Origin of the sequence: Streptomyces sp. NPDC021115 (assembly GCF_044333065.1) — a bacterium.
Taxonomy (GTDB): Bacteria; Actinomycetota; Actinomycetes; order Streptomycetales; family Streptomycetaceae; genus Streptomyces.
The window spans coordinates 138,026-163,140 of the sequence record NZ_JBIRQF010000006.1 but is presented as its reverse complement, the minus strand read 5'-3'; the positions used below and the strand labels follow the sequence as shown (position 1 = coordinate 163,140).

The window sequence follows — 25,115 nt, the reverse complement described above, 5'->3', positions numbered from 1 at the left end:
TTGGCTGCCCGTCTGGCTTCTTTACCGGGCCGTACGGGGCAAACCTCACGCCGGGACATCCGATGCCGCCTCCCCCACCAGCTCCTCCAGGACGTCCGTCATCGTCACGAAGCCGAGGACGGCGCCGTCGTCGCCCGTCACCGCCGCCAGATGGGTCCCGGCGCCGCGCATCGCCGTCAGCGTGTCGTCCAGCGGGGTGTCGGCGCGGACCCGGGTGACCGCGTGCAGGGCGGAGCGCGGGAAGGGCCGGTCGCGGTCGGTCACGCCGAGGGTGTCCTTGATGTGGAGGTAGCCCAGCACCGTGCCGCCGGGGCCGGTGACCGGCAGCCGGGAGAAGCCCGAGGCGGCCGCGGTGCGCTCCAGGACGGCGGGGGTGACCCGGTGGTCGACGGTGACCGTCTCGCCGAGCGGTACGAGGATGTCGCCCGCCCGCCGGGTGCCCAGCTCCAGGGCGTCGCGCAGCCGCTCGCTGCCGGAGGCGTCGAGCAGGCCCGCGTCGCTGGAGTCCCGCACCATCCGGATGAGTTCGGCGTCGGTGTAGACCGATTCGACCTCGTCCTTGGGCTCGACCTTCAGCAGCCGCAGCAGCCCGTTGGCGAAGGCGTTGATGCCGAAGACGACGGGGCGCAGCGCGCGGGTGACGGCCACCAGGGGCGGGCCGAGGAGCAGCGCGGTGCGCTCCGGGGCGGCCAGCGCGATGTTCTTGGGGACCATCTCGCCGATGAGCATGTGCAGATAGGTGGCCGCGGTCAGGGCGAGGACGAACGCGATCGGGTGCACCAGGGCCTCGGGGACGCGGACGGCCGCGAACACCGGCTCCAGCAGATGGGCGATGGCCGGTTCGGCGACCGCGCCGAGGACGAGCGAGGAGATGGTGATGCCCAGCTGGGCGGTGGCCAGCAGGGCGGACAGGTGCTCCAGCGCCCACAGCACGGTGCGGGCGCGCTTCCCGCCCTCCTTGGCACGCGGTTCGATCTGGCTGCGGCGCACGGAGATCAGGGCGAACTCGGCGCCGACGAAGAAGGCGTTGGTGAGCAGGGTGAGGGCGCCGATGGCCAGTTGGAGCAGGGTCATCGGGCGTCCTCTCCCGTGTCGGCGGCGGCCGGGGCGGTGATGCGTATGCGGTCGGCGCGGTGGTGGTCCACCTTGAGCACGGTGAGCCGCCAGCCGTCGGTCTCGATGGCGTCGCCCGCCTCGGGGATGCGCCCCAGGGCGGTGGCCATCAGGCCCGCGACGGTCTCGTACGGGCCCTCGGGCACGGTCAGCGCGATGGCGGACAGCTCGTCCAGCCGGACGGCGCCGTCGGCCTCCCAGGTGCCGGGGCCCGCGGGCACCAGGGCGGGGCTCTCGTCGGGGTCGTGTTCGTCGCGCACGTCGCCGACGACCTCCTCGACGATGTCCTCCAGGGTGGCGACCCCGGCGGTGCCGCCGTACTCGTCGATGACGACGGCCATGGTGTGCGCGCCGCGCAGCCGTTCCAGCAGCCGGTCCACCGGGAGGCTGTCGGGGACCAGCAGCGGAGGCGTGGCCAGTTCGGTGACCGGGGTGCTGGGGCGGCGGGCGGCGTCCAGCGCGAGGACGTCGCGGATGTGCACGGTGCCGACGACCTCGTCCAGGCTGTCGCGGTAGACGGGGAACCGGGACAGGCCGGTGGCCAGCGTGAGGTTGGCGGCGTCGGCGGCGGACGCGTGCGCCTCCAGCGCCTGCACGTCCACCCGCGGGGTCATCACGTTCTCGGCGGTCAGCTCGCCCAGGTGGAGCGTACGGACGAACAGCTCGGCCGAATCGGGCTCCAGCGCGCCCTCCGCCGCCGAATGGCGGGCCAGCGCGACCAGTTCGTCCGGGGTGCGGGCCGATGCCAGCTCCTCGGCGGGCTCCAGGCCGACGCGGCGCACCAGGCGGTTCGCGGTGTTGTTCAGGTGGTGGATCAGCGGGGCGAAGGCGGCGGTGAAGCCGCGCTGGGGGCCCGCGACCACCTTGGCCACGGCCAGCGGGCGGGAGATCGCCCAGTTCTTGGGGACCAGCTCGCCGATCACCATCAGGACGACGGTCGACAGCGCCACGCCGAGCACCGAGGCCACGGACGAGGCGGCGGAGCCCAGCCCCGCGGCGGCCAGCGGGCCGCGCAGCAGGACGGCCAGCGAGGGTTCGGCGAGCATGCCGATCACCAGCGAGGTCACGGTGATGCCCAGTTGGGCGCCGGACAGCTGGAACGTCAGCCTCCGGGCAGCCTTGAGCGCGCTTCCGGCTCCGCGCTCGCCCTCGGCGGCCGCGCGCTCCAGCTCCGCGCGCTCGACCGTGGTCAGCGAGAACTCCGCGGCGACGAAGACCGCGCAGGCCAGGGTCAGCGCCAGGGCCAGCAGGACCAGCAGCACTTCGGTCAGCACACCGGCCCCCTTCCGATGCGCTCGATGGACCACGCGGGGGTGGACGGCTCATGGGCGGAAACCGGCGCCTGCGCGTCGGGGAGGGGGAGGGTGGTACTCGGAGGTTCGTCCATCGCGGTGACCGCGACTCCTTCATGGCTCGAGGGGCTGCTGGTAAAGGAACGGCAAAGCGCGAGCGAAGGTTCCCGGACAGTCGTCCGTCTCCCCTCCCTGGCAAGGGCCTCGGGGAAGTGCGGGCGACACCCGGCAAGGTGGCCGAATTGATCCACCCATGACACAGGCGCGGGAGTTGCTTTACCCGGCCGGAGCGTTCGGTCCGGCAAGAACGGTGAACGGCGCACAGAGAAGGAGTGAACGCCGCGATGGTGTTCAAACGACTGCCTGGTCGATTCGGCGCGGACCGGCCCACCGTGGCACCGGTTCCGGCCGCCGGTCCGGTGCGCCCCGGCGGGCAGCCGTGGGACGGGAGACAGGAGATCCAGCTCACACCGACGCCTCGGCGCGCCCCCGCGACCCCGGAGACCGGAGTGGCCTTATCGGCCAACCCGGACGGCCGGAATGGCGTCTTGGTTGCCGACAGGCATGGCGGGTTGTTCGCGGATGGGCATTGCACCCTCCGCAAACACGGAGGTGGAGGCATGGATCCGGTAGGTGAGCGGCGGTCGCGCCGGGGCCGTCACGGGGCGGTTCGCGCCCCGGAACCGGGTCGACGGTAATGGAATTGCGCACGTGGTGTGACGTACTTCATGCTGTCACAGATCTGACATAACAACGCGTAGCGAGACTCCTACCAATTTAGTACGTACTGTTGTGTGATGGTTGAGCTCATCTCGAAACAAGCGAATCCCGTGGAGCATTAGAGGTCAGTCATGCAGCCCTTCGCCCTGAACCATGCGGTCCCGGCCGACCAATCACCGGCCGTCATTCCGTACTCGTACAACGCCGCCCTCCAGTTGAATGTGCTGCCCGACGGGCGGCCCGCCATCTCGGACCGGGGGGTGCTCCTGGAATGCGGCACGACGACGTCCACGGCGGGCTCCAAGACGCACTTCGACGACTGACCCACCCACCGACTCCCGACGTCGATGACGGTACTCATCCTGACCAGCCAGGAGGATGTGACAGCGGACCTGGTGGTGGCCGAATTACGTGAGCGAAATGTCCCTCTGATCCGCTTCGATCCCGCCGACCTTCCCGGACAGGCGGGGATCTCGACCGAATTCGAACGCGGTGACTTCACCGGCTATCTGTCGACCGACGGCCGCCTGGTCAGCGTGAACAGCCTGCGGTCCATATGGGTGCGCCGCCCGGGACAACCGGCGGCGCACGCCCCCCAGCCCTCCGAGTGGCTGACCGCCGAGTGCGGACAGGCCCTGTACGGAATGCTGTATTCCACCGAGGCGCGCTGGATGAACCATCCCGGTGCCGCCCTCTTGGCGCGCTCCAAACCGTGGCAGTTGCGCACCGCCCACCGCAGTGGATTCGCCGTTCCCCCGACACTCATCACCACCTATCCGCGCGCCGCGAAGGAGTTCGCGGGCCAGTTCCAGGACGTCGTGGTGAAGACCGTCTCCGGCCCGCCGCCGGCCCATCCGCCAATAGCGCTGCCCACCACCCGCATCGACCCCGAGACGGATTTCTCGGGCGTTGCGGCAGGTGCCACGCTTCTTCAGCGCTACATTGCCAAAACGGCCGATATCCGGCTGACCTGTGTCGGTGGCCGATTGTTCGCCGCCCGGAAGACCGCCGCTTCCGGGCAGGTCGATGGGAGATATGGTTTCTATGGCCATCTATGGGGCGCGGTGGACGTTCCCCACCGGATCGACCGGGCCGTCCGGGAATACATGACCCTCGGCGGTCTCGCCTACGGGGCTTTCGACTTCGCCGAGGACGAGGACGGCACCTGGTGGTTTCTGGAGTGCAATCAGGGCGGCCAGTTCGGGTTCATCGAGCTGGAGACCGGCCAGCCGATCGCCGCCACCATCGCCACCTGGCTCGCCGCGCCTCGCCCTGCCTAGCTCACGCAACGTCCGTCAGGACCGCGACGCCGTTCACCCGGTCGTGTCCGAGGTCGTCCAGGGCGGCGTCCGCGCGGCCGAAGGGGTAGCGGGTGACCGTGGCGCGGATGTGGTGGGCGGCGGCCGCGGTGAGGAACTCGCGGCCGTCCTCACGGGTGTTGGCGGTGACGCTGCGCAGGGTGCGCTCGTGGAACAGATGGCGCTCGTACACCAGCGCCGGGATGTCGGAGAGGTGGATTCCGGCGACGCTCAGGGTGCCGCCCGCCTCCAGCGCCTCCAGCGCCACCGGCACCAGCTCGCCCGCCGGGGCGAAGAGGATCGCGGCGTCGAGCGGTTCGGGCGGCCGGTCGTACGCGTCCCCGGCGGAGGCGGCGCCGAGTTCGAGGGCGAGGTCCCGGGCGGCGGCCGAGCGGGTCAGCACATGGACGACGGCGCCGCGCGCGAGGGCGACCTGGGCGGTGAGGTGCGCGGAGCCGCCGAAGCCGTAGATGCCGAGCCGTCCGCCCGCCGGGAGGTCGGCGCGGCGCAGCGCGCGATAGCCGATGATGCCCGCGCACAGCAGCGGGGCCAGCTCCTCGTCGGCGTATCCGGTGGGCAGCTCATAGGCGTACGCCGCCGGTACGGTGACGTACGGGGCGTAGCCGCCGTCCGCGTCCCAGCCGGTGTAGACGGACGAGGGGCACAGGTTTTCCTGGCCGCGCACGCAGAAGCGGCAGCGTCCGCAGGTGCGGCGCAGCCAGGGGACACCCACCCGGGAGCCGGGCGCCGGTCCGGTGGCCCGCTCCCCCGCCGCGATCACTTCACCGACGGCCTCGTGGCCGGGGACGACGGGGGTGCGGTGCGGCGGCAGGTCGCCGTCGCGTACGTGGAGATCGGTGCGGCAGACCCCGCAGGCCCGGACCCGGACCAGCAGTTCATCGGCCGCCGGGCGCGGAATCGGCAGCTCCAGCTGCTCGACCCGGCCCGGCGTGCGCACCACCCAGGCCCGCATGGTGCCCGGGATGTCGGCATTCGCACCCGTCACATGCCCAACGTAACGCCGTGGCGGGGCCGCCCGCGATCAGGAGCGCGTCAGGACGTGGCGGAGCCGTCCATCGCGGTCGCGAGGCTCTTCGGACGCATGTCGGTCCAGCGCTCCTCGACGTAGTCCAGGCACGCCTGGCGGTCGTCCTCGCCGTGCGCGACGGTCCAGCCCTCGGGCACCTCGGCGAAGGAGGGCCACAGGGAGTGCTGCCCCTCGTCGTTGACCAGGACGACGTAACGGCCGTCGGGGTTGTCGAACGGGTTGCTCATGGACTGTCTCCTCGCTGTCTCACTCACCGTCGGCCCGACGGTACCGGGCGAGGACACGCGTCGTGAAGCGCTGCCCGCACCGCGTAGCCTGAGCCGTATGGAGCACAGCGCATGGCACGGTCAGGGGCCGGTGGTGTGCGTGGTCGCGGTCGGCGGAGCCATCGGCGCGACCGCCCGGTACGGGGCGTCCCTGCTGTGGCCGACCCCGGCGGGCGCCTTTCCCTGGACGACGCTGCTGGTGAACGCGGTGGGCTGCGCGCTCATCGGCGTCCTCCTGGTGCTGATCGGCGAGGTGTGGGCGGCCCATCGGCTGGTGCGGCCCTTCGTCGGCACCGGGGTGCTGGGCGGGTTCACCACCTTCTCGACGTACGCCGTGGACGTCAGGCGGCTGGTCGTGGACGGCCACGCCGCGACCGGGGCGGCCTATCTGGTGGCGACGCTGCTGGCGGCGATGGCGGCGGTATGGGGCGCGGTGGTGGGAACCCGGCGGGTGGTCGGGGCCGTGGGAGCGTACGGGAGCACGGGATGAACGCGAACGGACTGAGGCTGACCGTCTTCGTCGGCGAGAACGACACCTGGCATCACAAACCGGTCTTCGCCGAGATCGTGCACCGCGCGCACCGGGCGGGGCTGGCGGGGGCGAGCGTGTTCCGCGGGGTGGAGGGCTTCGGCGCCTCGTCCCTGGTCCACACCTCGCGGCTGCTGTCGCTCAGCGAGGAACTGCCGGTCTGCGTCGTGATCATCGATACGGAGGAGCGGGTGCGGTCCTTCCTGCCCGAACTGGAGGAGATCGTCGGCGACGGCCCGGTGACCCTGGACCCGGTCGAGATCGTCCGCTTCCCGGAGCGCGACCGGTGAACTGGCTCCTGGTGGTGGCCGGCGGCATGGTCGGCGCCCCGCTGCGGTATCTGACCGACCGGATGGTGCAGTCCCGGCACGACTCGGTGTTCCCCTGGGGGACGTTCGTGGTGAACGTCGTGGGGTGCGCGATGCTGGGGACGCTGACCGGCGCGGTGGCGGTGGGCGCCGCGTCGTCGCAGGTGCAGCTGCTGCTGGGGACGGGTCTTTGCGGCGCCCTGACCACGTACTCGACGTTCTCGTACGAGACGCTGAAGCTGGCCGAGGACGGGGCGCGCGGTTTCGCGGTGGCGAACGTGGTGGGCAGCGTGACCGCGGGGGTGGCGGCCGCCTTCGCGGGCGGCGCGGCGGCCACGGCGCTCTGGGGCTGACCCCGCACGAGAGCCCCGCGCGGCCGCCTCGGACAGACGCGGCTCAGGGCAGCAGCCGGGTCCCGAGGTCGTCGGCGTCGGCCGAGCGCAGATACTCCAGCAGCACCCGGCGCAGCTCGCGCGCGGCCCTCGGCGGAGCCACGTCCTTGCGGTGGGCGACGGCGATGGTGCGCCGCATCGCGTGGCCGGCGAAGGGCGTGATCCGCAGGCCAGAGCGCGCCGCCACCATGCCGGGGAGAACGGCGATGCCGAGCCCGGCCCGTACGAAGCCGAGCACCGCGTCCATCTCGCCGCCCTCGACCGTGAACGAGGGCTCGAACCCGGCCGCCCGGCACGCCGCGGTGGTGAATTCCCGCAGGTCGTAGCCGCGGCGGAACATCACCATCGGCCGGTCGCGAAGATCCTCGACCCGGATGCGCCGGGCCTGCGTGGGCGGCGGGGCCGTCGGCGAGGAGGCGACCACCAGCTCCTCGCGCAGCAGCTCGGTGGCGGCGAGGGCGGGGGCCTGTCCTGGCAGCGGGGTGATGATCAGGGCGAGGTCCAGCTCACCGGCGGCGAGGGTGCGGACGAGGTCCTGGGAGCCGCCCTCGTCGACGATCAGCTCGATGCCGGGGAACGCGTCGTGGAAGCGGCGCAGCACGTCCGGTACGAGGCTCGCGCACAGGCTGGGCGGGGCGCCGAGCCGCACCCGGCCGCGCCGGAGCTGGGCGACCTCCTGGACCTCGCGGCGCGCGGTCTCGGTGTCGGCGAGGATCTGGCGGGCCAGCGGAAGCAGCGCCTCCCCCGCGTCGGTGAGGGCGATGTGGCCGCGCGCCCGGTGGAAGAGATCGGCGCCCAGCTCCCGCTCCAGCGCCCTGATCTGCTGGGACAGCGACGGCTGGGCGACATGGAGGCGCTGCGCGGCGCGGGTGAAGTGGCGGGTGTCCGCGACGGCGGCGAAATAGCGGAGCTGCTGGAGCTGCACACAGCGATCATAGGCAGGCTTCATAGGCCCTGGCTATGGAAACCAGCCGGAGCATGTCTTGGACTGATCGCGGCGCCGCTGCCTAGCGTCACAGACATGGCACTGGCGACACGGACGGACACGGGCCACGAGCGGCGGCCCGGCCAGAAGCGGAAGCCGCCGCGGAAGCCGTCCTTCATCGGCTCCGTGTGGCGGTCGACCATCGGCAAGAAGGCCGTGATGGCCGTCACCGGGCTGATCATGCTGACCTATCTGGTGGCACACATGGTCGGCAACCTGAAGGTCTTCCTCGGGCCCGGCGACCTCAACGGCTACGCGCACTGGCTGCGCACCGTCGGCGAGCCCTTCCTCCCGTACGAGGGGTTCGTGTGGCTGGCCCGGGTCGGGCTGCTGGCCTCCGCCGTGCTGCACGGCGTGGCCGCGTACCAGCTCAGCCGCCGCGATCTGGCGGCCCGGCCGCACGGCTACGCGCACCAGCGGCGGCGGGCGAGCTACGCGACCCGCACGATGCGCTGGGGCGGGGTGATCCTCGGGCTGTTCATCGTCTGGCACATCCTGGATCTGACGACGCTCACGGTGAACGAGCGCGCCGAGCCCGGCCATCCGTACGAGAACGTCGTGGCGACCTTCTCCACCTGGTACGGCAACACGATCTACATCGTGGCGATGCTCGCCCTCGGACTGCACGTCCGGCACGGCTTCTGGAGCGCCGCCCAGACCCTCGGCGCGGGCAGGCCGCGCCGCGACCGGGCCCTCAAACTGGCCGCGAACGGCCTGGCCGCCATCCTGACCTGCGGCTTCATCGCGGTGCCCGTCGGCGTGATGAGTGGAGTGGTGAGCTGAGATGAACACGTACACGGACTATGCGACCGGTGAGCCGATCGCCGACACCAAAGCGCCCGAGGGGCCGATCGAGGAGCGCTGGGACCGCCGCCGCTTCGAGGCGAAGCTGGTCAACCCGGCCAACCGCCGCAAGTACACGGTCATCGTGGTCGGTACGGGTCTCGCGGGCGGGGCGGCCGGGGCGACCCTGGCCGAACAGGGCTACCACGTGGTGCAGTTCTGCTACCAGGACTCGCCGCGCCGGGCGCACTCGATCGCCGCCCAGGGCGGGATCAACGCCGCCAAGAACTACCGCAACGACGGCGACTCCATCCGCCGCCTCTTCTACGACACCGTCAAGGGCGGCGACTTCCGCGCCCGGGAGGCAGGCGTCCACCGGCTCGCGCAGGTCTCGGTGGAGATCATCGACCAGTGCGTGGCGCAGGGCGTGCCGTTCGCCCGCGAGTACGGCGGTCTGCTGGACACCCGCTCGTTCGGCGGCGTCCAGGTCTCCCGCACCTTCTACGCCCGCGGCCAGACCGGTCAGCAGCTGCTGCTCGGCGCGTATCAGGCGCTCAGCCGCCAGATCGCCGCCGGGGCCGTGGAGATGCACGCGCGCACCGAGATGCTGGACCTGATCGTCGTCGGCGGGCGGGCCCGCGGCATCGTGGCCCGCGACCTGATCACCGGCGAGATCTCCACCCACTTCGCGGACGCCGTGGTGCTGGCCTCCGGCGGCTACGGCAACGTGTTCTATCTGTCGACGAACGCCAAGAACTCCAACGCCACCGCGATCTGGCGGGCCCACCGGCGCGGCGCGTATTTCGCCAACCCCTGCTTCACCCAGATCCACCCCACGTGCATCCCGCGCTCCGGCGACCACCAGTCGAAGCTGACGCTGATGAGCGAGTCGCTGCGCAACGACGGCCGCATCTGGGTGCCGAAGGCGAAGGGCGACACGCGCCCGCCCGCCGAGATCCCGGAGGACGAGCGCGACTACTACCTGGAGCGCGTCTACCCGGCGTTCGGCAATCTGGTGCCGCGCGACATCGCCTCCCGGGCCGCGAAGAACGTGTGCGACGAGGGGCGCGGGGTGGGCCCCGGCGGACAGGGCGTCTATCTGGACTTCGCGGACGCCATCGCGCGGATGGGCCGGGCGGCGGTCGAGGAGAAGTACGGCAACCTCTTCGAGATGTACCAGCTGATCACGGCGGAGAACCCGTACGAGGTGCCCATGCGCATCTACCCCGCGATCCACTACACGATGGGCGGACTGTGGGTCGACTACGACCTCCAGACCACGGTGCCGGGGCTGTTCGCGATCGGCGAGGCCAACTTCTCCGACCACGGCGCCAACCGGCTCGGCGCCTCCGCCCTGATGCAGGGCCTGGCCGACGGCTACTTCGTCCTCCCGGCCACCATCAACGACTACCTCGCCCGCCATCCGCACGACGAGGTCGACCCGTCCCATCCGGCGGTGACCGAGGCCGTGGTGTCGGTCACCGACCGGCTGCGACGGCTGCTGGAGAACGACGGCGACCGCACCCCCGACTCCTTCCACCGGGAGCTGGGCGAGCTGCTGTGGGACGAGTGCGGCATGGCCCGCACCGAGACCGGGCTGCGCAAGGCGCTGGACCGCATCCCGGCGCTGCGCGAGGAGTTCTGGCGGCGGATCAAGGTGCCGGGCCGCGGCAGCGAGCTGAACCAGTCGCTGGAGAAGGCGAACCGGGTCGTCGACTATCTGGAGCTGGCCGAGCTGATGTGCCTGGACGCGCTGCACCGCGCCGAGTCCTGCGGCGGCCACTTCCGCGAGGAGAGTCAGACCGCGGACGGCGAGGCGGCCCGCGACGACGAGGCGTTCTCGTACGCGGCGGCCTGGGAATTTCGGGGGCCCGGGGGTCGCCCCCCGGAAGAACACGGCACCGGTAAGGGCCGAGCGCCCGTGCTACACCGCGAAGACCTGGTCTTCGAGCACGTCCACCCCACCCAGCGGAGTTACGCATGAGGCTCACCCTGCGGATCTGGCGCCAGCAAGGACCCGAGGAGCCGGGCGCCCTGACCGCCTACGAGGTCGAGGGCATCTCGCCCGAGATGTCCTTCCTGGAGATGCTCGACACGCTCAACGAGCGGCTGATCCTGCGCGGGGAGGAGCCCGTCGCGTTCGACCACGACTGCCGCGAGGGCATCTGCGGGGCGTGCGGGATGGTGATCAACGGGCAGGCACACGGCCCGGAGCGCACCACCACCTGTCAGCTGCACATGCGGCACTTCCGCGACGGCGACACCATCGACGTGGAGCCGTGGCGCGCCGCCGCGTTCCCGGTCGTGAAGGATCTGGTAGTGGACCGGTCGGCGTTCGACCGGATCATCGGATCGGGCGGCTTCGTCTCGGTCCCGACCGGGAGCGCCCCGGAGGCGCACTCCACGCCGGTGCCGAAGCCGGTCGCGGACACCGCGTTCGAGCACGCGGAGTGCATCGGGTGCGGGGCGTGCGTGGCGGCGTGTCCCAACGGCTCGGCGATGCTGTTCACTTCGGCGAAGGTGACGCATCTGAACGTGCTGCCGCAGGGGCAGCCCGAGCGCGAGTCCCGGGTGCTGGACATGGTCGGCACGATGGACGAGGAGGGCTTCGGCGGCTGCACCAACACCGGGGAGTGCGCGGTGGCCTGCCCGAAGGGCATCCCCCTCCAGTCCATCTCGACCATGAACCGGGAGTTCCTGCGAGCGAGCCTCAAGAACGGCGGCCGCGGGGCCCGTTGAGCGGCCGCGTTCACCGAGGAGCAGGAGCAGGGGCCAGGGGGGTCTACGCCTGCTTCTGCTCCTCCAGCCAGCGCAGGAAGGCGATCTGCCGGGACATGAGGGTGACCAGCTCGTACGCGGTGTGCGAGGCGGCCACGGAGGTGATGTCGGCGTGGTCGTACGCCGGGGCGACCTCGACCAGGTCGGCGGAGACCAGATGGCAGTCGGCCAGCCCGCGCACGATCTCCAGCAGCTCCCGCGAGGTGAGCCCGCCCGCCTCGGGGGTGCCGGTGCCGGGGGCGTGCGAGGGGTCCAGGACGTCGATGTCCACCGAGATGTAGAGCGGCCGCTTGCCGATCCGCTCCTTGAGCTGCTGGATCACCTCGTCGACCCCGCGCCGCATCACATCGGCGGAGGTGACGATCCCGAAGCCCAGCTTGGTGTCCTCGTCCAGGTCCTCCTTGCTGTACAGCGGGCCGCGGGTGCCCACGTGCGACAGCGCGGAGGTGTCGAGGATGCCCTCCTCGGCCGCGCGGCGGAACGGCGTGCCGTGGGTGTACCGGGCGCCGAAGTGGGTGTCCCAGGTGTCCAGGTGGGCGTCGAAGTGCAGCAGCGCCACCGGGCCGTGCTTGCGCGCCACCGCGCGCAGGATGGGCAGCGCGATGGTGTGATCGCCGCCCAGCGTCATCAGCTGCGCGCCCGTGGACAGCAGCTCCTCCGCGCCCGCCTCGATGTTCTCGACGGCCTCGTCGAGGTTGTGCGGGTTGGCGGTGATGTCACCGGCGTCCGCGACCTGGACGTAGTGGAACGGGTACGCGTCCTGCGCCGGGTTGTAGGGGCGCAGCTGGCGCGACGCCTCCCGGATGGCGTTCCCGCCGAAGCGGGCGCCGGGCCGGTAGGACACCCCGGCGTCGAACGGCACCCCGACCACCGCGATGTCCGTGGTCCCGACCTGGTCCAGGCGCGGGACGCGGCCGAAGGTCGCGGGGCCCGCGAAGTGCAGGGTGCGCTCGCTCTCCTCGGGAGGGACGGGCATGGCTGGGTCGCGAGGGTTCGCGGGCATGGTCGGTTCTGAGCCCTTTACGTGGGGGAGACAAGCGAACAAGCAGTCGATCCTGCGTCAACCATTGAATCCCTCGATCGGGTGAATGCCCACCGCAATTACCCCCTAGAAGCAGTCACACCCCCTATTGGGCAGCCGGTACACGCCGAAGGGCGCCACCCAGCGGCCGACCGCCGAAAGGCGATGGCCGCCGGGTGACGATGTGCGCCCTACGGGTGGGCGGCCAGCGCCCGCATACCCGGACTACAGGATTCGAGCAGCGGGGTCAGCTCCGCTTCGGGCAGCTTCCGCGCGGCGCCGGGGCGGCCGCCGTCGAGATGCGCGACGGACTCCTCCAGCCAGGCGGGGTGCGGTTCCACACCGATGAATTCGGCCAGCCGGATCAGTTCCTTCTCCGGCTCCTCCAGCAGGTTCTCGTACGGCAGCGCGGTGCGCTGTGCCGCCGGGACCGCCTCCAGCTTCTCGAGACCGTCGACGATCAGACCGGACCACAGACCGCCGAACGCGGTGAGCGGGATGGGACGGTCCATCACCAGGGCCGGGTCCCACTCGTCGCGCAGCAGCGGAGCGAGGTCGGGCGGGAGCTGGTCCGCGTGCTCCGGGGTCAGCTCGAACGGCGTCTCCAGGCCGCAGCGGATGGCCATCTCCCACCCCAGCGGAAGCATCCGGAAACTGACGTGCCGGCTCATGGAGACGGCACAGTCAGGGCCTTCGCGGTAGAGATGCACGAAGCGCGCCTCGGGGAAGGCGCGGTGCATTTCCGCGACGCGGTTGATGGACATACCGCTCCGCTCGACGACGGCACCGGGGTTGCCGAACCGTTCGCCGAGGGTGGCGAAGAGGGCCCGCCAGTGGTCCGCCGGAGCGCGCGTGGGCCAGGAGGTGACCTCGGCCTCCAACTCGTCGAAGAGCGCGTCCGGTTCATCGGTCAGATGGGGCAGCGCCATGAGGCTGATGGCCGGGATGCCGGTGGTCTGGGCGTCGAACCGCCCCTCGGGCACCCGGTGGTAGAGGAACTCGGGCGGGATCGCCCCGTTCTTGATCAAGGTGTCGCTGGCCGCGTTGGGCCGGGACAGATATTCCCAGAACTCCGGTCCGCTCAGCGGGGCCTCGTCCAGCACTCCCGAATCGGGAATGCTGGCAAACAATTCGTTGACGCTGAGAACGTCCGGGTGAAGATTGATCACTTGAGACAGCGCCGTCGAACCGCATCGGCCGGTGCCGACGACGAATGTCAAGTTCTGATTGAGCACGCGCACTTTCCTCCCGTTTGCTCGTACAACTCGGCACTCCCATGGTGGCCCATGACGCACCGCAGCCTGTGCTTGCAGTGTGAATGAATCCCTAGACTTGACGCCCCTCGGGCGTCGGTCATCGACCAAGGGAAACGCACCACAACGTGATGCGAAGAGCGCGTGACCGGTTCAAGAGTTGTCGCAATTTTTGCGCAACTTTCACATTCGGCAGGTTCGTCGGCCCGCGTCGCACCCCGCCCCATCAGCGATGGAACCAGGGTCCGGCGGCCGGGTGGGGCTTCACAACTCTGCTACGACACCGTGACGCCAATCGAACACATTCGCCTGTGACGAGACAGTCATCTTTTCGCACCAACAGCACTGCTACAGTGCCCACTCACTCCATGCCTGTGTTCCACGACTGGCAGCCCCAGCCTGACCGCGCGGGGTTGTGAACACACGGCATGACATCGAACACATGACATGACGCAGAGCAGCCATGCCACCGCAGAGGGTGCGGTAACGGGAGGGACGGAGAGCGCCAAAGGGCGGCACGGCATTTTTATCTAAGGGGACGGTGCGTTACCAGGTGCGCCATGCACGATGATTCGATTTCACCACCCCTGCGCACGAGTGAATTCGGGGAAGGTGTTTCGTACGTGTTAGTGGAACGCGATCAGGAGATGGCTCGGCTCAATCGTCTCCTCTTCGGGAACACCCGGGAGGGAAGCCGACTCGCCGTCATCAGCGGTGCCGTGGCGTCGGGGAAGACCGCGCTGCTGCACGCGGTGACGGACACCGCGGGTGCGCGGGACGTCCGGGTGCTGCCCGCGGTCGCCTCCGCTTCGGAGCAGAAGTTCCCGTACGCCGTGCTCGACCAGCTCTACCAGGGCATGCCGGCGCGCCTTCGGCACACCCTGCCGCGGCCGGGTCTCGACGCGCCGTCAAATCCGTACGACCCGGACCAGGTCGACCTGCCGCTCCTCCAGGAATTCCACCGTGCACTCGAGGAACTGACCGATGACGCACCGCTGCTGATCGCGATCGACGACGTCCAGTTCGCCGATCTGCCGTCGCTGCGATGTCTGGCGTACGGCATCCGCCGCTGTCGCTCCGAGGCGCTGTCGGTCGTGGTGAGCCGCGGGTCGCTGACCGGGCCCGCCGCCCCGGCGCTGGACGAGCTGCTGCACGAGCCGAAGGTGTGCCACGTGCGGCTCGCCCCGCTCACCGTCGCGGGCGTGGCCGCGCTGCTGGCCGGGGAGTCGGGTGCCGAGGAGGCCGAGCGCCACGCCGTCGCGTTCCATGACATGACGGGCGGCAACCTCCTGCTGCTGCGCGGCCTGTTGGACGACCGGTTCTCCCACCTCGCCCGGAGCCCCCTCCAGGCCGAGCCGGGCGCCCCGGTGGCCGGGGAGCTGTTCCGGCAGGCGGCGCTGTCCTGCGTGTACCGCGGCGGCCCGGCCCACCGCCGGGTGGCCCAGGGGAGCGCGCTGCTGGGCGACGCCGGGTCCGTTCCCCTGCTGAGCAGGGTGATCGAGGTCGAGGAGCGGCTGGTACGGCGGTCCGTGGCGACGCTCACCGAGGTGGGCATCCTGCACGACGCCCACTTCCGCAGCGACGCTGTGCGCACCGCGCTCCTGGAGGATCTGGAGATGGACGAGCTCGGTCCGCTGCACCACCGGGCCGCCCGGCTGCTGTACGAGGAGGGCGCCGACCCCCTCGAGGTGGCCCGCCATCTGCTCAGCCAGGAGGTGTCCGAGCCGGTCGAGGAGTGGATTCCGCAGGCGCTGCGGGACGCCGCCGAGCACGCCATCGCCGCCGAACGCCGCGAACTGGCGATGAACTGCCTCCAGATGGCCGACCGGTGCGTCACCGATGAACGCGAGGGCCTGATCCTCCAGGCGACCATGGTCGAGGCCATGTGGCCGTTCAACCCGCTCTCCCAGATGCGGCGGCTCCAGTCGCTGGCCGGCCCGGCAGGCAGCGGACTGCTGCCGGCCCGGCACACCCTCGATGTGGTCGTCGGGCTGCTGGGGTTCGGCCGGATGGACGACGCGGCCGCCGCCCTCGGGCAGGTCAGCCGGGCCGCCGCCGAGAACCCGGGCACCCAGCTCGACACGGGTCTGCGGAGCATCGGGCTGGCGCTCTCCACCACCTACCCCGACCACCCCGAACTGCGGCCCTTCCTGCCGCAGGGAGAGCCGGTCGGCCCGTGGGACGACGACGCCCCGTCGCCGGACGCGGCCCCCGAGTCGCCTCAGCTCATCGCGCTCAGGGCACTGCGGACGGTGCTGAACCGGGGCGTCGACGAGGGCGCCGTACGGGCCGCGGAACGGGTGCTGGAAACCGTCCAGCTCTCCGACCGGACGGTGCTGACGGTGCACGCCGCGCTCCAGGCGCTGGTGTACGCGGACCGCCACGCCACCGCCACCGCCTGGTGCGACCGGCTGATCAAGGAGTCGGAGGAGCGCGGCGCCAAGGCGCTGCTGGCCTACTTCTGCGTGCTGCGGGCCCAGACCGCGCTGCGCGCCGGACGGCTGCGGGACACCATCCGGTACGCGGAGTGGGCGCTGGAGGAGCTTCCGGCACGCGGCTGGGGCGTCACCGTCGGCATGCCGCTCGGGATGCTGATCAACGCCCACACCGCGATGGGCAACCATGAGGCGGCGGCCGAACTGCTGGCCCGCCCGGTGCCGGAGGAGATGTACCGGAACCGCTTCGGGCTGCACTACCTCTACGCCCGGGCCCGGCATCAGCTGGCCACCGGCCGCCAGCACGCGGCCCTCACCGACTTCCGCGCCTGCGGCGAGAAGCTGGCCGCCTGGGGCCTGGACTCGCCCGCCACCCTGGCCTGGCGGCTCGGTGCCGCCGAGACCTGGCTGACCCTGGGCAGTCAGGAGCGGGCCGCCCGGCTGGCGGAGGAGCAGCTGGAGCTGACCGGTGAGGCCCCCTCCCGCACCCGTGGCGCCGCGCTGCGCGTCCTGGCCGCCACCCGGCCGCTGACCGAGCGGCCCGCCCTGCTGGAGCAGGCGGTGACGGTGCTGCGGGCGAGCGGCGGCTGGTACGAGATGGCGCGGGCGCTGGCGGACCTCGCCGAGGCACACAAGCAACTCGGCGACGCGGACAGCGGCCGCCTGATGACCCGGCGGGCCCTGTGGCTCGCTGACAACTGCGGCGCCGAGGAGCTGTCCCGTTCGCTCCAGCGGACTCCGGGGCGCTCGGCGCTGTCGGAGGCGGCCCGCACCGGCGAGGACACCACCGCGTTCTCCGAACTGTCCGACGCCGAGAGCCGGGTGGCCGCGCTCGCCGCCTCGGGCTACACCAACCGGGAGATCGCCGCCAAGCTCTACATCACCATCTCCACCGTGGAGCAGCACCTCACCCGGGTCTACCGGAAAATCAACATAAGTCAGCGCCGGGACCTGCCCGCGAGCCTGGAATTCGATGTCGCCTACACCGCCTGATCGCCCCGCGGTGCCGCTCGGCCCCGAGAGGTTCATGCCATGACGTCCGCGACCACGACTGCCACGACGATGCTGGTGCCGGACTTTCCTTTCTCCTACGACAACTGGCTGCGCCACCCGGCGGGTCTCGGTGTCCTGCCGAGCGCGCTGCACGGCACGGAAGTCGCGGTCGTCGGCGGCGGTATGTCCGGACTCACCGCGGCATATGAGCTGTTGCGCCTGGGACTTCGCCCGGTTCTCTACGAAGCGGAGGAATTGGGCGGCCGGATGCGTTCCACGCCCTTCCCCGGAAATCCGGAATACAAGGCGGAGATGGGCGCCATGCGCTTTCCCGTCGCCGCACGGTCGCTGTTCCACTACATCGACCTGCTGGGCCTGCGCACCCGGCCCTTTCCCAATCCGCTGGCACCGGCCACCCCGAGCACGCTGATCGACCTGAACGGCGACCGCGACCGGGCACGCACCCCCGACGACCTCCCGGCCGTCTACCAGGAGGTCGCCGACGCCTGGGAGAAGGCGCTCCAGGAGCGGGCCGAGCTGTCCACCGTGCGGGACGCCATCCAGCAGCGGGACACCGCAACGCTCAAGGCCGTGTGGAACCGGCTGGTCAGGGAGTTCGACGACCAGTCCTTCTACGGCTTCCTGGCCACCTCCCCCACCTTCCAGTCGTTCCGGCACCGGGAGATCTTCGGGCAGGTCGGCTTCGGCACCGGCGGCTGGGACACCGACTTCCCCAACTCGGTGCTGGAGATCCTGCGCGTCGTGGTCACCGAGGCCGACGACAACCAGGTCGGCATCGTCGGCGGCTCCTCCCAGGTGCCGCACGGGCTGTGGGAACACCGGCCGGAGACGCTCGCGCACTGGCCGCGGGGCACGTCGCTGGCGTCGCTGCACGGCGGCCGGCCGCGCCCTGCGGTCACCCGGCTGCGGCGTACCGCGGACGGCATCCGGGTGGCGGACGAGAGCGGCGAGGAGCGGGAGTTCCCCGCGGTGGTCTTCAGCCCGCACGTGTGGACGCTGCTGCACCGGATCGACTGCGATCCGGCGCTGCTGTCCACGCCGCTGTGGACGGCGGTGGAGCGCACCCACTACATGGGCGCGTCCAAGCTGTTCGTCCTGGTCGACCGGCCGTTCTGGCGCGATACCGACCCGGTGACCGGCCACGACGTCATGGGGATGACCCTCACCGACCGGATGCCGCGCGGGGTCTACCTGTTCGACGAGGGGCCCGACCGGCACGCGGTGATGTGTCTGTCGTACACCTGGAACGACGACTCGCTGAAGGTCGCCACACTCTCGGACGAGGAGCGGCTGGAGGCGCTGCTGACCAAACTGGGCGCGCTCTATCCCGGCGTCGACATCCGGTCGCACATCATCGCGGGACCGCTGACCGTCACCTGGGAGACCGAGCCGCGCTTCATGGGCGCGTTCAAATCCAATCTGCCGGGCCATTACCGCTATCAGCGGCGGCTGTTCACCCAATTCATGCAGGACGGCATTCCTGCCGAGCAGCGCGGTCTTTTCCTGTGCGGGGACGACGTCTCGTGGACGGCCGGATTCGCGGAGGGCGCGGTGACCACGGCACTCAACGCGGTGTGGGGGGTGCTCCACCATCTGGGCGGCGCCACCCACCCGGACAACCCGGGCCCGGGCGACCGCTTCCACGACCACGCCCCCGTGGAGCTGCCGTACGACTAGGGAACCCCCTAGAAGCGGACTAGGGGGTTCCTTAGAACACGATGTGGAGCCGGCGCACACCACCGGCCCACATCTTCTTCACATCTCGCTAGCCGCGCGCGATCTCTTCCAGCTGCTTCTTGTCCGGCTTGCCGTTGCGGTTGAGCGGGAACGCGTCCAGCACCTCGACCCGGTTGGGCTGCTCGTAGACCGGCAGCACCTCGCACAGCCGCTCGCGCCAGTACTTGGCGTCCCGCTGCTCGTCGTCCTCCACGAAGAAGACCAGCTGCACATCGCCGCGGCGGCGCTCGTCGGGGAGCGGCACGATCCGGGTGGAGATCCGGGCGACGGCGGCCTTCCGTTCGACCAGCTCGGGGTAGAGCAGATAGCCGTAGCGGTGCACCGCGAACTTCCGGCCCAGCACGAAGAGGTTGTCGTCCTGGTCGAGGTAGCCGAGGTCGCCGGTGGGGTGCCAGCCGGTCGGCATGACGTCGATGGTGCCGTCCTCGGCGAGGTGGCCCTCCAGCGCGTCCGGGGTGTCGACCTCGATCTCACCGGCCTGGCCGGGCGCGGCCTCGATGCCGGACTCGTCGATGACGCGCAGCTTGATGCCCTCCATGGCCCGGCCGCAGGAGACCGGGTTGTCCAGGGTGGCGAAGGCGATGTTGCCCAGCTCGGTGCTGCCGTAGCTGTCCAGCAGCGGCAGCCCGAACTCGGCGACGTAGGCGTCGGAGAGCGCGCCGTCGAGCGGCGCCGCACCGGAGCAGAACATCCGGACCTGCTCCAGCCGCGCCCGCAGCGATGCCTTGCGGCCGACCAGGTTGAGCATGGTGCGGTAGCTCGACGGGGTGGCGTCGATGACCGTCGCACCGGTCCGCCCGGCCATCTGCACGGCCCGGTCCAACCGCTTGTACGGGGCGATCACCAGTGAGCAGCGGGTGAGCCACGCGATGAGCACCATGGACAGCCCGTACTGGTGGGCGAAGGGCAGCAGCGGAAGGAGGACGTCGTCCTCCCGGTGCCCCACCTGGGCGGCGTTGCGCTCCAGGTTGGTCAGGAACTTGCGGCCCGACTTGACCGCGCCCTTGGGCTCGCCGGTGGATCCTGACGTCCACATGATGAGGCCGTCCTGCCGCTTGGCCCAGGCGTCGAAGGACAGCTCACGGGTGCTGAGCGGGCGGCCGGCGGCCGGGGCGATCAGCTCGTAGAGGTCGACCACACGGCCGTCGTCGTGGATCGGGGAGTCGTCGTCGACGAAGGCGATCCCGGCGCCGGTGCGCCGGGCTATCCGCCGGGTCTCGTCCGGGTGCTCCTGCTGGTCGATCAGGACGATGGAGGCGCCGACGTGCATGAGGGCGAACAGCACACTCACGTAGGCGGCGGAGTTGCCCGCCTTGAGGATGACGCGGTCGCCCGCGGCCACCCCGTGCTGTTCACGGATCACATCGGCGACGCGGATCGCGTCCAGCTCGAAGTCGGCCAGGGTCTGCACCGAGTCGAGCGCGTAGATCTTCGCGGTCATCGAACGTACTCTTTCCTTTTCACTCAGGAGTACGGGCAGCCCTGGGCTTGTCCCCCCTAGGCTCCCTTGTCTTCGGCGCCGGTTTCCCACTCGGCGTCGACAGTGGACTGCGAGAGCAACTGGTCGTGCACCAGGTTGACGACCTCGCGCCGGCTCGAGTCGAGGTAGCCACGGGCACCGGGAAACACCTCGAGGTCGAATCGTCCACTCGTGCGCCGCCGCCAGGCCCGTACACCGCGCAGCGGGGTCTTGGGGTCCCCCTCACCGGCGAGGGCGACGATCCGGCAGCCGAGCGCGGGCGGTCCGAGGACCCTGCCCCACTTCGCGGTCCGGCCGGAGACGAACAGGGTCAGCAGCGGCGTCCCGGTCTCGCGCTCCAGGCGCTCGGCGACGCGGTATGCCAGGTCGGCGCCGGCCCGGTGGCCGAAGAAGGCGAACGGGCGGTCCATCCACTCCCCCAGCGCGCCGAAGATCCGGTCGGCGAGCTCCGGGGAGTCGGTCAGCCGCTCACCGTCGCCGTCCTCGTCCCCGGCGTACAGGGGGTACTGGATCGCCAGCACCTCCACCGTGGGCAGCAGAAGCTCGGACAGGGAGAGGTAGTACGCGGCCGAGTTGGCGGACTCCGGGAAACAGATCAGTCGGAAACTGCTCGGAGTTTCCGTTTGCAATATCCGGATAAGGCCCACATCATCGGGCTTGATCTGGCTCAAGGAGTCCATCCCCGGGATTGCACTGAGGGGCCGGGCACGAGTACACGGTGGGGCGCGTCGACCACGCTCGTCCGAGGCGCTGACTCCGTGAGGTTAGTGAGCCCGTCTCCCGCGCCACAACCCCTAGTAACCGCTATTCGCGGACGCGTTATATGCGGGTACCGCGCACCCCGGCGCGTATAGGCTCCGGACGCCCCCTTAACCCCCCTCACTTGCTCCACCACCCCCTAAATCGTGGGCAGTTCGACCCCGGAGTCAAGCCGTTGTGTTAAACATGACGCAAAGAATGTTCTCCTCAAACCAATTAAATTCGGTGCGACGACAGCGATGAACACAACACGTCCCATTGATTTCGCCGCCGTCGTCGACGGTTTGGTAAAGAAGTACCCCGGGCGCCCCGCCCCGGCGGTCGACAATCTCAGCTTCACCGTGAGGCATGGTGAGGTCTTCGGCTTCCTCGGCCCCAACGGAGCCGGCAAGACCACCACCATCGGCATCCTGACCACCCGGGTCGCCCCCACCAGCGGACGCGCCTTCGTGCAGGGCGTCGATGTGATCGCCCGGCCGGCGGTGGCGCGGCAGTCCTTCGCGGTCGTGCCGCAGCGCAACAATCTCGACCGTTCGCTGACGATCCGTCAGAATCTCACGTTCCACGCCGGCTACCACGGGCTCTCCCGCGCGGAGCGCGCCCGGCTGGCGGACGAGAGCCTGGAGTGGCTCGGTCTCACCGACCACGCCAAGGCCCGGGCGGACCAGGTCTCCGGCGGTCAGGCGCAGCGCGTGATGATCGCGCGGGCGCTGATGCACCGCCCCCGGGTGCTGTTCCTCGACGAACCGGCCACCGGTCTGGACCCGCAGTCGCAGATCTTCGTGCGCGACCGGGTGTCCGAACTCAAGACCCGTGGCGTGACGGTGGTGCTCACCACTCACGACATGGAGGAGGCCTCCAGGCTGTGTGACCGGATCGGCATCGTCGACCACGGCAAGCTGCTCGCCCTGGACACTCCTGAGGCGCTGACCAGCAGGATGAGCAACACCGCCCTGACCGTCTCGGTGCGGCCGCCGTACAGCGGAATGAACGGCGTGGTCCACATGGTGCAGGGCCTCGGTGTCGCGGAGCGGGTCGAGGTGCTGCAACAGGAGGACCCCACGCATGGCGGACCCGGCGACGGCACCTTCCGCATGAAGGTCTACAGCAACGCGACGTCCTCCGTGCTTCTGCCCACCGTCATCAAGGCCCTGTCCGACACCGGCTGTGAAATCAAGGACCTGAATGTGAGCAAGGCGAGCCTGGAAGACGTGTTCGTCGAGCTGACGGGGAAGGAAATGCGATGAGCACCTCCGCACGCCCCCCGTCCTCGACGGGCGAGAACGCCGGTGGCGAGGCCGCTGAGGAAAAGCCCGCGACGGGTGCGACACGGTCCGGGTCCGCGGACCGGGACGGCCAGGGAACCTCCGCCGACCGGGGTGCCGAGCGCACGCCCGTCGACACCAGGACCACGAACTTCAGGTCCTCGGACTTCGGAATCCCGGACGCCAAGCCGGACGGGAACAAGGCTGCCGACCCGCGGGCCACCGCCCCCCGAGCGGCCGATCCGCGAGCCACCGACCCGCGAGCTGCCGACCCGCGGCCCGGCGACCCGCGGGCCACTGATGCGCGGGCCGCCGAGGTGCGGGCCGCCGAGGTGCGGGCCGCCGAGGACGACGGTTTCGAGGACACCCGGACCGCGCTCGTCCGGGCCAAGCCGCGCGCGTCTCTGCCCGCCGCCACGGACCGGAACACCTCCACCGTCCCGCCGGTCAAGCACGAGCCCAAGCCGCACGAGGCCAGGTCCCACGAGACCCGGCCCCAGGAGCCCCGGCACGAGGCCCGGCCGCACCCGGTCGCGGGCCAGGGCCCGGGCCCCCGCTCCGGTCCCACCCACGGCGACATCGGCGACACCCTGACCCTGGTCATCAAGCCCGTGCCGGCCCCGTCGGCATCCCAGGCCGCCCAGGACGCCAAGGCCGCGCTGAACAGCATCATCGCGGCGGCCGAGGCCCGTTCGCCCCTCGCGCCGCCCGAGCCGGAGCCCCAGCCCGAGCTGGATCTGCCCGACGGCAAGCGCCGCGGCGGGCGCCACCGGCGCCGGGCCAACCGGTGGCGGACGTTCTTCTTCATCCTGTGGCGCGACATCTTCGTCACCGGCCGCGAGATCGGTCCCTTCCTGGGACAGGTCATCGTGGAACCGTTCTTCATGCTGTTCGTCTTCGGCAAGGTGCTCGGCGAGATCGGCATGACCCAGCCCGGATTCCAGCAGGTGCTGCTGCCCGGTGTGGTGGCGCTCAACAGCTTCCTGGTCTCCCTCCAGAACACCGCGTTGCCCCTGGCCATCGACTTCTCCTGGACCAAGGAGATCGAGGACCGATTGCTCTCGCCGCTGCCGACCGGCATGGTGGCGGTGGAGAAGGCGCTCTTCGGAGCGATCCGCGGGGTGATCGGCGCCCTGGTCATGATCCCGATCGGTCTGCTGCTGCTGGACGGCGTCTCCTGGCCGCTGTCCAAGATGCCGGAGACCCTGGGCATCCTCAGCCTCGGCGGGCTGGTCGGCGGTGCGGTCGGACTCACCCTCGGCACCCTGGCGCCCGCGCGCCACATCTCCATCGTCTTCGCCATGACGCTCACCCCGATCATGTTCACCGGGGCCACGCAGTTCCCGTGGCGGAGCCTGGACGGTGTCCGCTGGTTCCAGATCCTGTGCACCTTCAACCCGCTGACCTACGTCACCGAGGCGATGCGCGGGCTGCTGCTGCCCGACGCGCCCGGGGTGCCGCCGTCGATCCCGCTGTGGATCTGCGGGTGCGCCATCGCGGCGTCCCTCCTGGTTTTCGGGTTCATCGGTATCCGCGGCTTCAACCGCCGGGCGCAGGACTGAGCAACAGCAGGTCCAGAGAGTCCAGAGAGTAAGGCACACCATGACGGCATCCGAGCAGACCGAGCAGACGAAGACAGCCATCGTTTTCCCGGGCATGGGACCTTCCAGCTTCGCCGAGGTGGGCAGGTTCCTGACGCTCGACCCGTTCGCCCGGAAGCGGCTCGCCGAGGCCGACGAGGCGCTGGGCTACTCGGTCTTCGACCAGCTCCGCGACTCCGAGGACGACTACTCCGAGGCCACCCAGATCGCCTTCCTGGTGAACTCGATGGCCTCGGCGGACCGTGCGGAGCAGGTCCACGGCCTGGTCCCGGACCTGTGCGTGGGCCCCAGCTTCGGGCAGAAGGCGGCGGCGGCCTACGTCGGTTCGCTGCCGTTCCCCGAGGTGGTGCGGCTGACCGCGGAGCTGGCCCGCTGCGAGCTCACGTACTTCACCGAGGAGTACCAGGACGCGGTCACCCACACCTTCGTCCGCACTCCGCAGGAGAAGCTGACGGAAATCCTCACCGAACTCGGTGAGCGCGGTGAGTGGTACGACTACTCCGGCCATCTCGACGACGGCTTCTTCATGGTGTCGCTGCGCGAGAAGGAGCTCGACGGGTTCAAGAAGGCGATCAGCCAGGCCGGCGGCTACTCCATGTACACCATGGTCCCCGCGGTGCACGCGCCCGCGTTCGGGGAGCTGCGGCGCCGGGCCGCCGAGGAGATCCTGCCGAAGTACGACCTCCTCGACCCGAAGCTGCCCGTGGTCACCGACCAGGACGGCACCATCGTGACCTCGGCCGACGCGCTGCGCACGATGCTGCTGGACACCTTCGACCTGCCCATCCACTGGCCCAAGGTCGTCGACGCCCTGAAGGGCGCCGGGGTGTCGAAGATGTACATCACCGGTCCGGACAACCTCTTCCACCGGCTGGACCGCACCAAGTCCAACTTCGAGGTCGTGACGGTGGGGCCGGGCAAGCGCTCGCGCCCTGCCCGTAAGCGCTGATCCAACTCCGCGGCACCGCACAACACAGCACAACGCAACACAGCACAGCAGAAGGGCCGGGCCCCGCCCCCTCCGAGGAGGGGGCGGGG

22 protein-coding genes are annotated in these 25,115 nt (G+C 70.5%); 13 read left to right on the top strand and 9 right to left on the bottom strand.

The annotated features are described in order from the left end of the window. Positions 1-45 precede the first annotated feature (45 nt). Both ACH4TL_RS20640 and ACH4TL_RS20635 read right to left on the bottom strand, forming a co-directional pair. Positions 46-1,074 carry a hemolysin family protein gene (locus ACH4TL_RS20640; RefSeq protein ID WP_398316691.1) on the bottom strand — a complete coding sequence of 343 codons (1,029 nt, stop codon included), beginning with the start codon at positions 1,072-1,074 and terminating at the stop codon, positions 46-48. Then, positions 1,071-2,384, bottom strand: a complete 1,314-nt coding sequence (locus ACH4TL_RS20635) for a hemolysin family protein (RefSeq protein ID WP_398316786.1) — start codon at positions 2,382-2,384, stop codon at positions 1,071-1,073. The genes ACH4TL_RS20640 and ACH4TL_RS20635 overlap by 4 nt, the downstream gene beginning before the upstream one ends. Positions 2,385-3,256: 872 nt before the next feature. Here ACH4TL_RS20635 and tgmA point away from each other — a divergent pair. Together tgmA and tgmB are read left to right on the top strand one after the other, a co-directional pair. Further along, positions 3,257-3,448 carry a putative ATP-grasp-modified RiPP gene (tgmA, locus tag ACH4TL_RS20630; RefSeq protein ID WP_055552772.1) on the top strand — a complete coding sequence of 64 codons (192 nt, stop codon included), beginning with the start codon at positions 3,257-3,259 and terminating at the stop codon, positions 3,446-3,448. 24 nt (positions 3,449-3,472) lie between these two features. Beyond that, positions 3,473-4,405, top strand: coding sequence for an ATP-grasp ribosomal peptide maturase (gene tgmB, locus ACH4TL_RS20625; protein ID WP_398316694.1), 933 nt, complete (start codon positions 3,473-3,475; stop codon positions 4,403-4,405). Position 4,406: 1 nt separating this feature from the next. On the opposite strand, the gene ACH4TL_RS20620 is transcribed toward tgmB, so the two are convergent. Further along, positions 4,407-5,396: a zinc-dependent alcohol dehydrogenase family protein gene (locus ACH4TL_RS20620; RefSeq protein ID WP_398316789.1), complete on the bottom strand. Its 990-nt coding sequence runs from the start codon at positions 5,394-5,396 to the stop codon at positions 4,407-4,409. A gap of 80 nt (positions 5,397-5,476) precedes the next feature. After that, positions 5,477-5,698: an MbtH family protein gene (locus ACH4TL_RS20615; RefSeq protein WP_398316696.1), complete on the bottom strand. Its 222-nt coding sequence runs from the start codon at positions 5,696-5,698 to the stop codon at positions 5,477-5,479. A gap of 97 nt (positions 5,699-5,795) precedes the next feature. On the opposite strand from ACH4TL_RS20615, the gene ACH4TL_RS20610 reads away from it, so the two are divergent. Genes ACH4TL_RS20610 through crcB form a run of 3 tightly spaced genes read left to right on the top strand, consistent with a single transcriptional unit; the run spans position 5,796 to position 6,927 of the window. Further along, positions 5,796-6,227, top strand: a complete 432-nt coding sequence (locus ACH4TL_RS20610) for a fluoride efflux transporter FluC (RefSeq protein ID WP_398316698.1) — start codon at positions 5,796-5,798, stop codon at positions 6,225-6,227. Further along, positions 6,224-6,556 (top strand): DUF190 domain-containing protein, encoded by a 333-nt coding sequence (locus ACH4TL_RS20605; RefSeq protein ID WP_398316700.1) that lies wholly within the window; start codon positions 6,224-6,226, stop codon positions 6,554-6,556. Before ACH4TL_RS20610 ends, ACH4TL_RS20605 begins: the two co-directional genes overlap by 4 nt. Then, the gene (gene crcB, locus ACH4TL_RS20600) at positions 6,553-6,927 is read left to right on the top strand and encodes a fluoride efflux transporter CrcB (RefSeq protein WP_398316702.1); all 375 of its coding nucleotides are present in this window, start codon (positions 6,553-6,555) and stop codon (positions 6,925-6,927) included. The genes ACH4TL_RS20605 and crcB overlap by 4 nt, the downstream gene beginning before the upstream one ends. A gap of 43 nt (positions 6,928-6,970) precedes the next feature. Here crcB and ACH4TL_RS20595 read toward each other — a convergent pair whose 3' ends face one another. Further along, positions 6,971-7,891, bottom strand: coding sequence for a LysR family transcriptional regulator (locus tag ACH4TL_RS20595; protein WP_398316705.1), 921 nt, complete (start codon positions 7,889-7,891; stop codon positions 6,971-6,973). Positions 7,892-7,987: 96 nt separating this feature from the next. Here ACH4TL_RS20595 and ACH4TL_RS20590 point away from each other — a divergent pair, with 96 nt between their 5' ends. Genes ACH4TL_RS20590 through ACH4TL_RS20580 form a run of 3 tightly spaced genes read left to right on the top strand, consistent with a single transcriptional unit; the run spans position 7,988 to position 11,473 of the window. Beyond that, positions 7,988-8,734, top strand: coding sequence for a succinate dehydrogenase cytochrome b subunit (locus tag ACH4TL_RS20590; protein ID WP_398316708.1), 747 nt, complete (start codon positions 7,988-7,990; stop codon positions 8,732-8,734). Position 8,735: 1 nt separating this feature from the next. Continuing rightward, complete coding sequence (locus ACH4TL_RS20585) at positions 8,736-10,718, top strand: fumarate reductase/succinate dehydrogenase flavoprotein subunit (protein ID WP_398316711.1); 1,983 nt, start codon at positions 8,736-8,738, stop codon at positions 10,716-10,718. Next, a complete protein-coding gene (locus ACH4TL_RS20580) occupies positions 10,715-11,473 on the top strand; it encodes a succinate dehydrogenase/fumarate reductase iron-sulfur subunit (protein WP_398316714.1) in 759 nt (252 codons plus the stop codon). Before ACH4TL_RS20585 ends, ACH4TL_RS20580 begins: the two co-directional genes overlap by 4 nt. A 43-nt stretch (positions 11,474-11,516) precedes the next feature. Here the strand turns inward: ACH4TL_RS20580 and speB are convergent, their stop codons facing one another. Together speB and ACH4TL_RS20570 are read right to left on the bottom strand one after the other, a co-directional pair. After that, positions 11,517-12,488, bottom strand: coding sequence for an agmatinase (gene speB / locus ACH4TL_RS20575; RefSeq protein ID WP_398316717.1), 972 nt, complete (start codon positions 12,486-12,488; stop codon positions 11,517-11,519). Positions 12,489-12,724: 236 nt separating this feature from the next. Then, a complete protein-coding gene (locus tag ACH4TL_RS20570) occupies positions 12,725-13,768 on the bottom strand; it encodes a sulfotransferase (protein ID WP_398425298.1) in 1,044 nt (347 codons plus the stop codon). A gap of 578 nt (positions 13,769-14,346) precedes the next feature. On the opposite strand from ACH4TL_RS20570, the gene ACH4TL_RS20565 reads away from it, so the two are divergent. After that, positions 14,347-17,214 (top strand): AAA family ATPase, encoded by a 2,868-nt coding sequence (locus tag ACH4TL_RS20565; protein WP_398316723.1) that lies wholly within the window; start codon positions 14,347-14,349, stop codon positions 17,212-17,214. A 39-nt stretch (positions 17,215-17,253) separates the two neighbouring features. After that, positions 17,254-18,912: a flavin monoamine oxidase family protein gene (locus ACH4TL_RS20560; RefSeq protein ID WP_398316726.1), complete on the top strand. Its 1,659-nt coding sequence runs from the start codon at positions 17,254-17,256 to the stop codon at positions 18,910-18,912. Positions 18,913-19,000: 88 nt separating this feature from the next. Here the strand turns inward: ACH4TL_RS20560 and ACH4TL_RS20555 are convergent, their stop codons facing one another. Then, positions 19,001-20,413 carry a class I adenylate-forming enzyme family protein gene (locus ACH4TL_RS20555; protein WP_398316729.1) on the bottom strand — a complete coding sequence of 471 codons (1,413 nt, stop codon included), beginning with the start codon at positions 20,411-20,413 and terminating at the stop codon, positions 19,001-19,003. Between the two features lie 56 nt (positions 20,414-20,469). Further along, the gene (locus tag ACH4TL_RS20550; RefSeq protein ID WP_398316732.1) at positions 20,470-21,132 is read right to left on the bottom strand and encodes a thioesterase II family protein; all 663 of its coding nucleotides are present in this window, start codon (positions 21,130-21,132) and stop codon (positions 20,470-20,472) included. Positions 21,133-21,357: 225 nt separating this feature from the next. Here ACH4TL_RS20550 and ACH4TL_RS20545 point away from each other — a divergent pair, with 225 nt between their 5' ends. From ACH4TL_RS20545 to ACH4TL_RS20535, 3 genes are read left to right on the top strand one after another with little or no spacing between them, the layout of a single operon-like run. Beyond that, a complete protein-coding gene (locus ACH4TL_RS20545; RefSeq protein WP_398316735.1) occupies positions 21,358-22,458 on the top strand; it encodes an ABC transporter ATP-binding protein in 1,101 nt (366 codons plus the stop codon). Then, complete coding sequence (locus ACH4TL_RS20540) at positions 22,455-24,038, top strand: ABC transporter permease (RefSeq protein WP_398316739.1); 1,584 nt, start codon at positions 22,455-22,457, stop codon at positions 24,036-24,038. Before ACH4TL_RS20545 ends, ACH4TL_RS20540 begins: the two co-directional genes overlap by 4 nt. Positions 24,039-24,078: 40 nt before the next feature. After that, a complete protein-coding gene (locus ACH4TL_RS20535) occupies positions 24,079-25,026 on the top strand; it encodes an ACP S-malonyltransferase (RefSeq protein WP_398316742.1) in 948 nt (315 codons plus the stop codon). Positions 25,027-25,115 lie beyond the last annotated feature (89 nt).

Bases quoted from the DNA above. Each gene is read 5' to 3' on its own strand.
- ACH4TL_RS20640 (WP_398316691.1), bottom strand. From the start codon at position 1,074: ATGACCCTGCTCCAACTGGCCATCGGCGCCCTCACCCTGCTCACCAAC.
- tgmA (WP_055552772.1), top strand. From the start codon at position 3,257: ATGCAGCCCTTCGCCCTGAACCATGCGGTCCCGGCCGACCAATCACCG.
- tgmB (WP_398316694.1), top strand. From the start codon at position 3,473: ATGACGGTACTCATCCTGACCAGCCAGGAGGATGTGACAGCGGACCTG.
- ACH4TL_RS20620 (WP_398316789.1), bottom strand. From the start codon at position 5,396: ATGCGGGCCTGGGTGGTGCGCACGCCGGGCCGGGTCGAGCAGCTGGAG.
- ACH4TL_RS20615 (WP_398316696.1), bottom strand. From the start codon at position 5,698: ATGAGCAACCCGTTCGACAACCCCGACGGCCGTTACGTCGTCCTGGTC.
- ACH4TL_RS20610 (WP_398316698.1), top strand. From the start codon at position 5,796: ATGGAGCACAGCGCATGGCACGGTCAGGGGCCGGTGGTGTGCGTGGTC.
- ACH4TL_RS20605 (WP_398316700.1), top strand. From the start codon at position 6,224: ATGAACGCGAACGGACTGAGGCTGACCGTCTTCGTCGGCGAGAACGAC.
- ACH4TL_RS20590 (WP_398316708.1), top strand. From the start codon at position 7,988: ATGGCACTGGCGACACGGACGGACACGGGCCACGAGCGGCGGCCCGGC.
- ACH4TL_RS20585 (WP_398316711.1), top strand. From the start codon at position 8,736: ATGAACACGTACACGGACTATGCGACCGGTGAGCCGATCGCCGACACC.
- ACH4TL_RS20580 (WP_398316714.1), top strand. From the start codon at position 10,715: ATGAGGCTCACCCTGCGGATCTGGCGCCAGCAAGGACCCGAGGAGCCG.
- speB (WP_398316717.1), bottom strand. From the start codon at position 12,488: ATGCCCGTCCCTCCCGAGGAGAGCGAGCGCACCCTGCACTTCGCGGGC.
- ACH4TL_RS20565 (WP_398316723.1), top strand. From the start codon at position 14,347: ATGCACGATGATTCGATTTCACCACCCCTGCGCACGAGTGAATTCGGG.
- ACH4TL_RS20560 (WP_398316726.1), top strand. From the start codon at position 17,254: ATGACGTCCGCGACCACGACTGCCACGACGATGCTGGTGCCGGACTTT.
- ACH4TL_RS20555 (WP_398316729.1), bottom strand. From the start codon at position 20,413: ATGACCGCGAAGATCTACGCGCTCGACTCGGTGCAGACCCTGGCCGAC.
- ACH4TL_RS20550 (WP_398316732.1), bottom strand. From the start codon at position 21,132: ATGGACTCCTTGAGCCAGATCAAGCCCGATGATGTGGGCCTTATCCGG.
- ACH4TL_RS20540 (WP_398316739.1), top strand. From the start codon at position 22,455: ATGAGCACCTCCGCACGCCCCCCGTCCTCGACGGGCGAGAACGCCGGT.
- ACH4TL_RS20535 (WP_398316742.1), top strand. From the start codon at position 24,079: ATGACGGCATCCGAGCAGACCGAGCAGACGAAGACAGCCATCGTTTTC.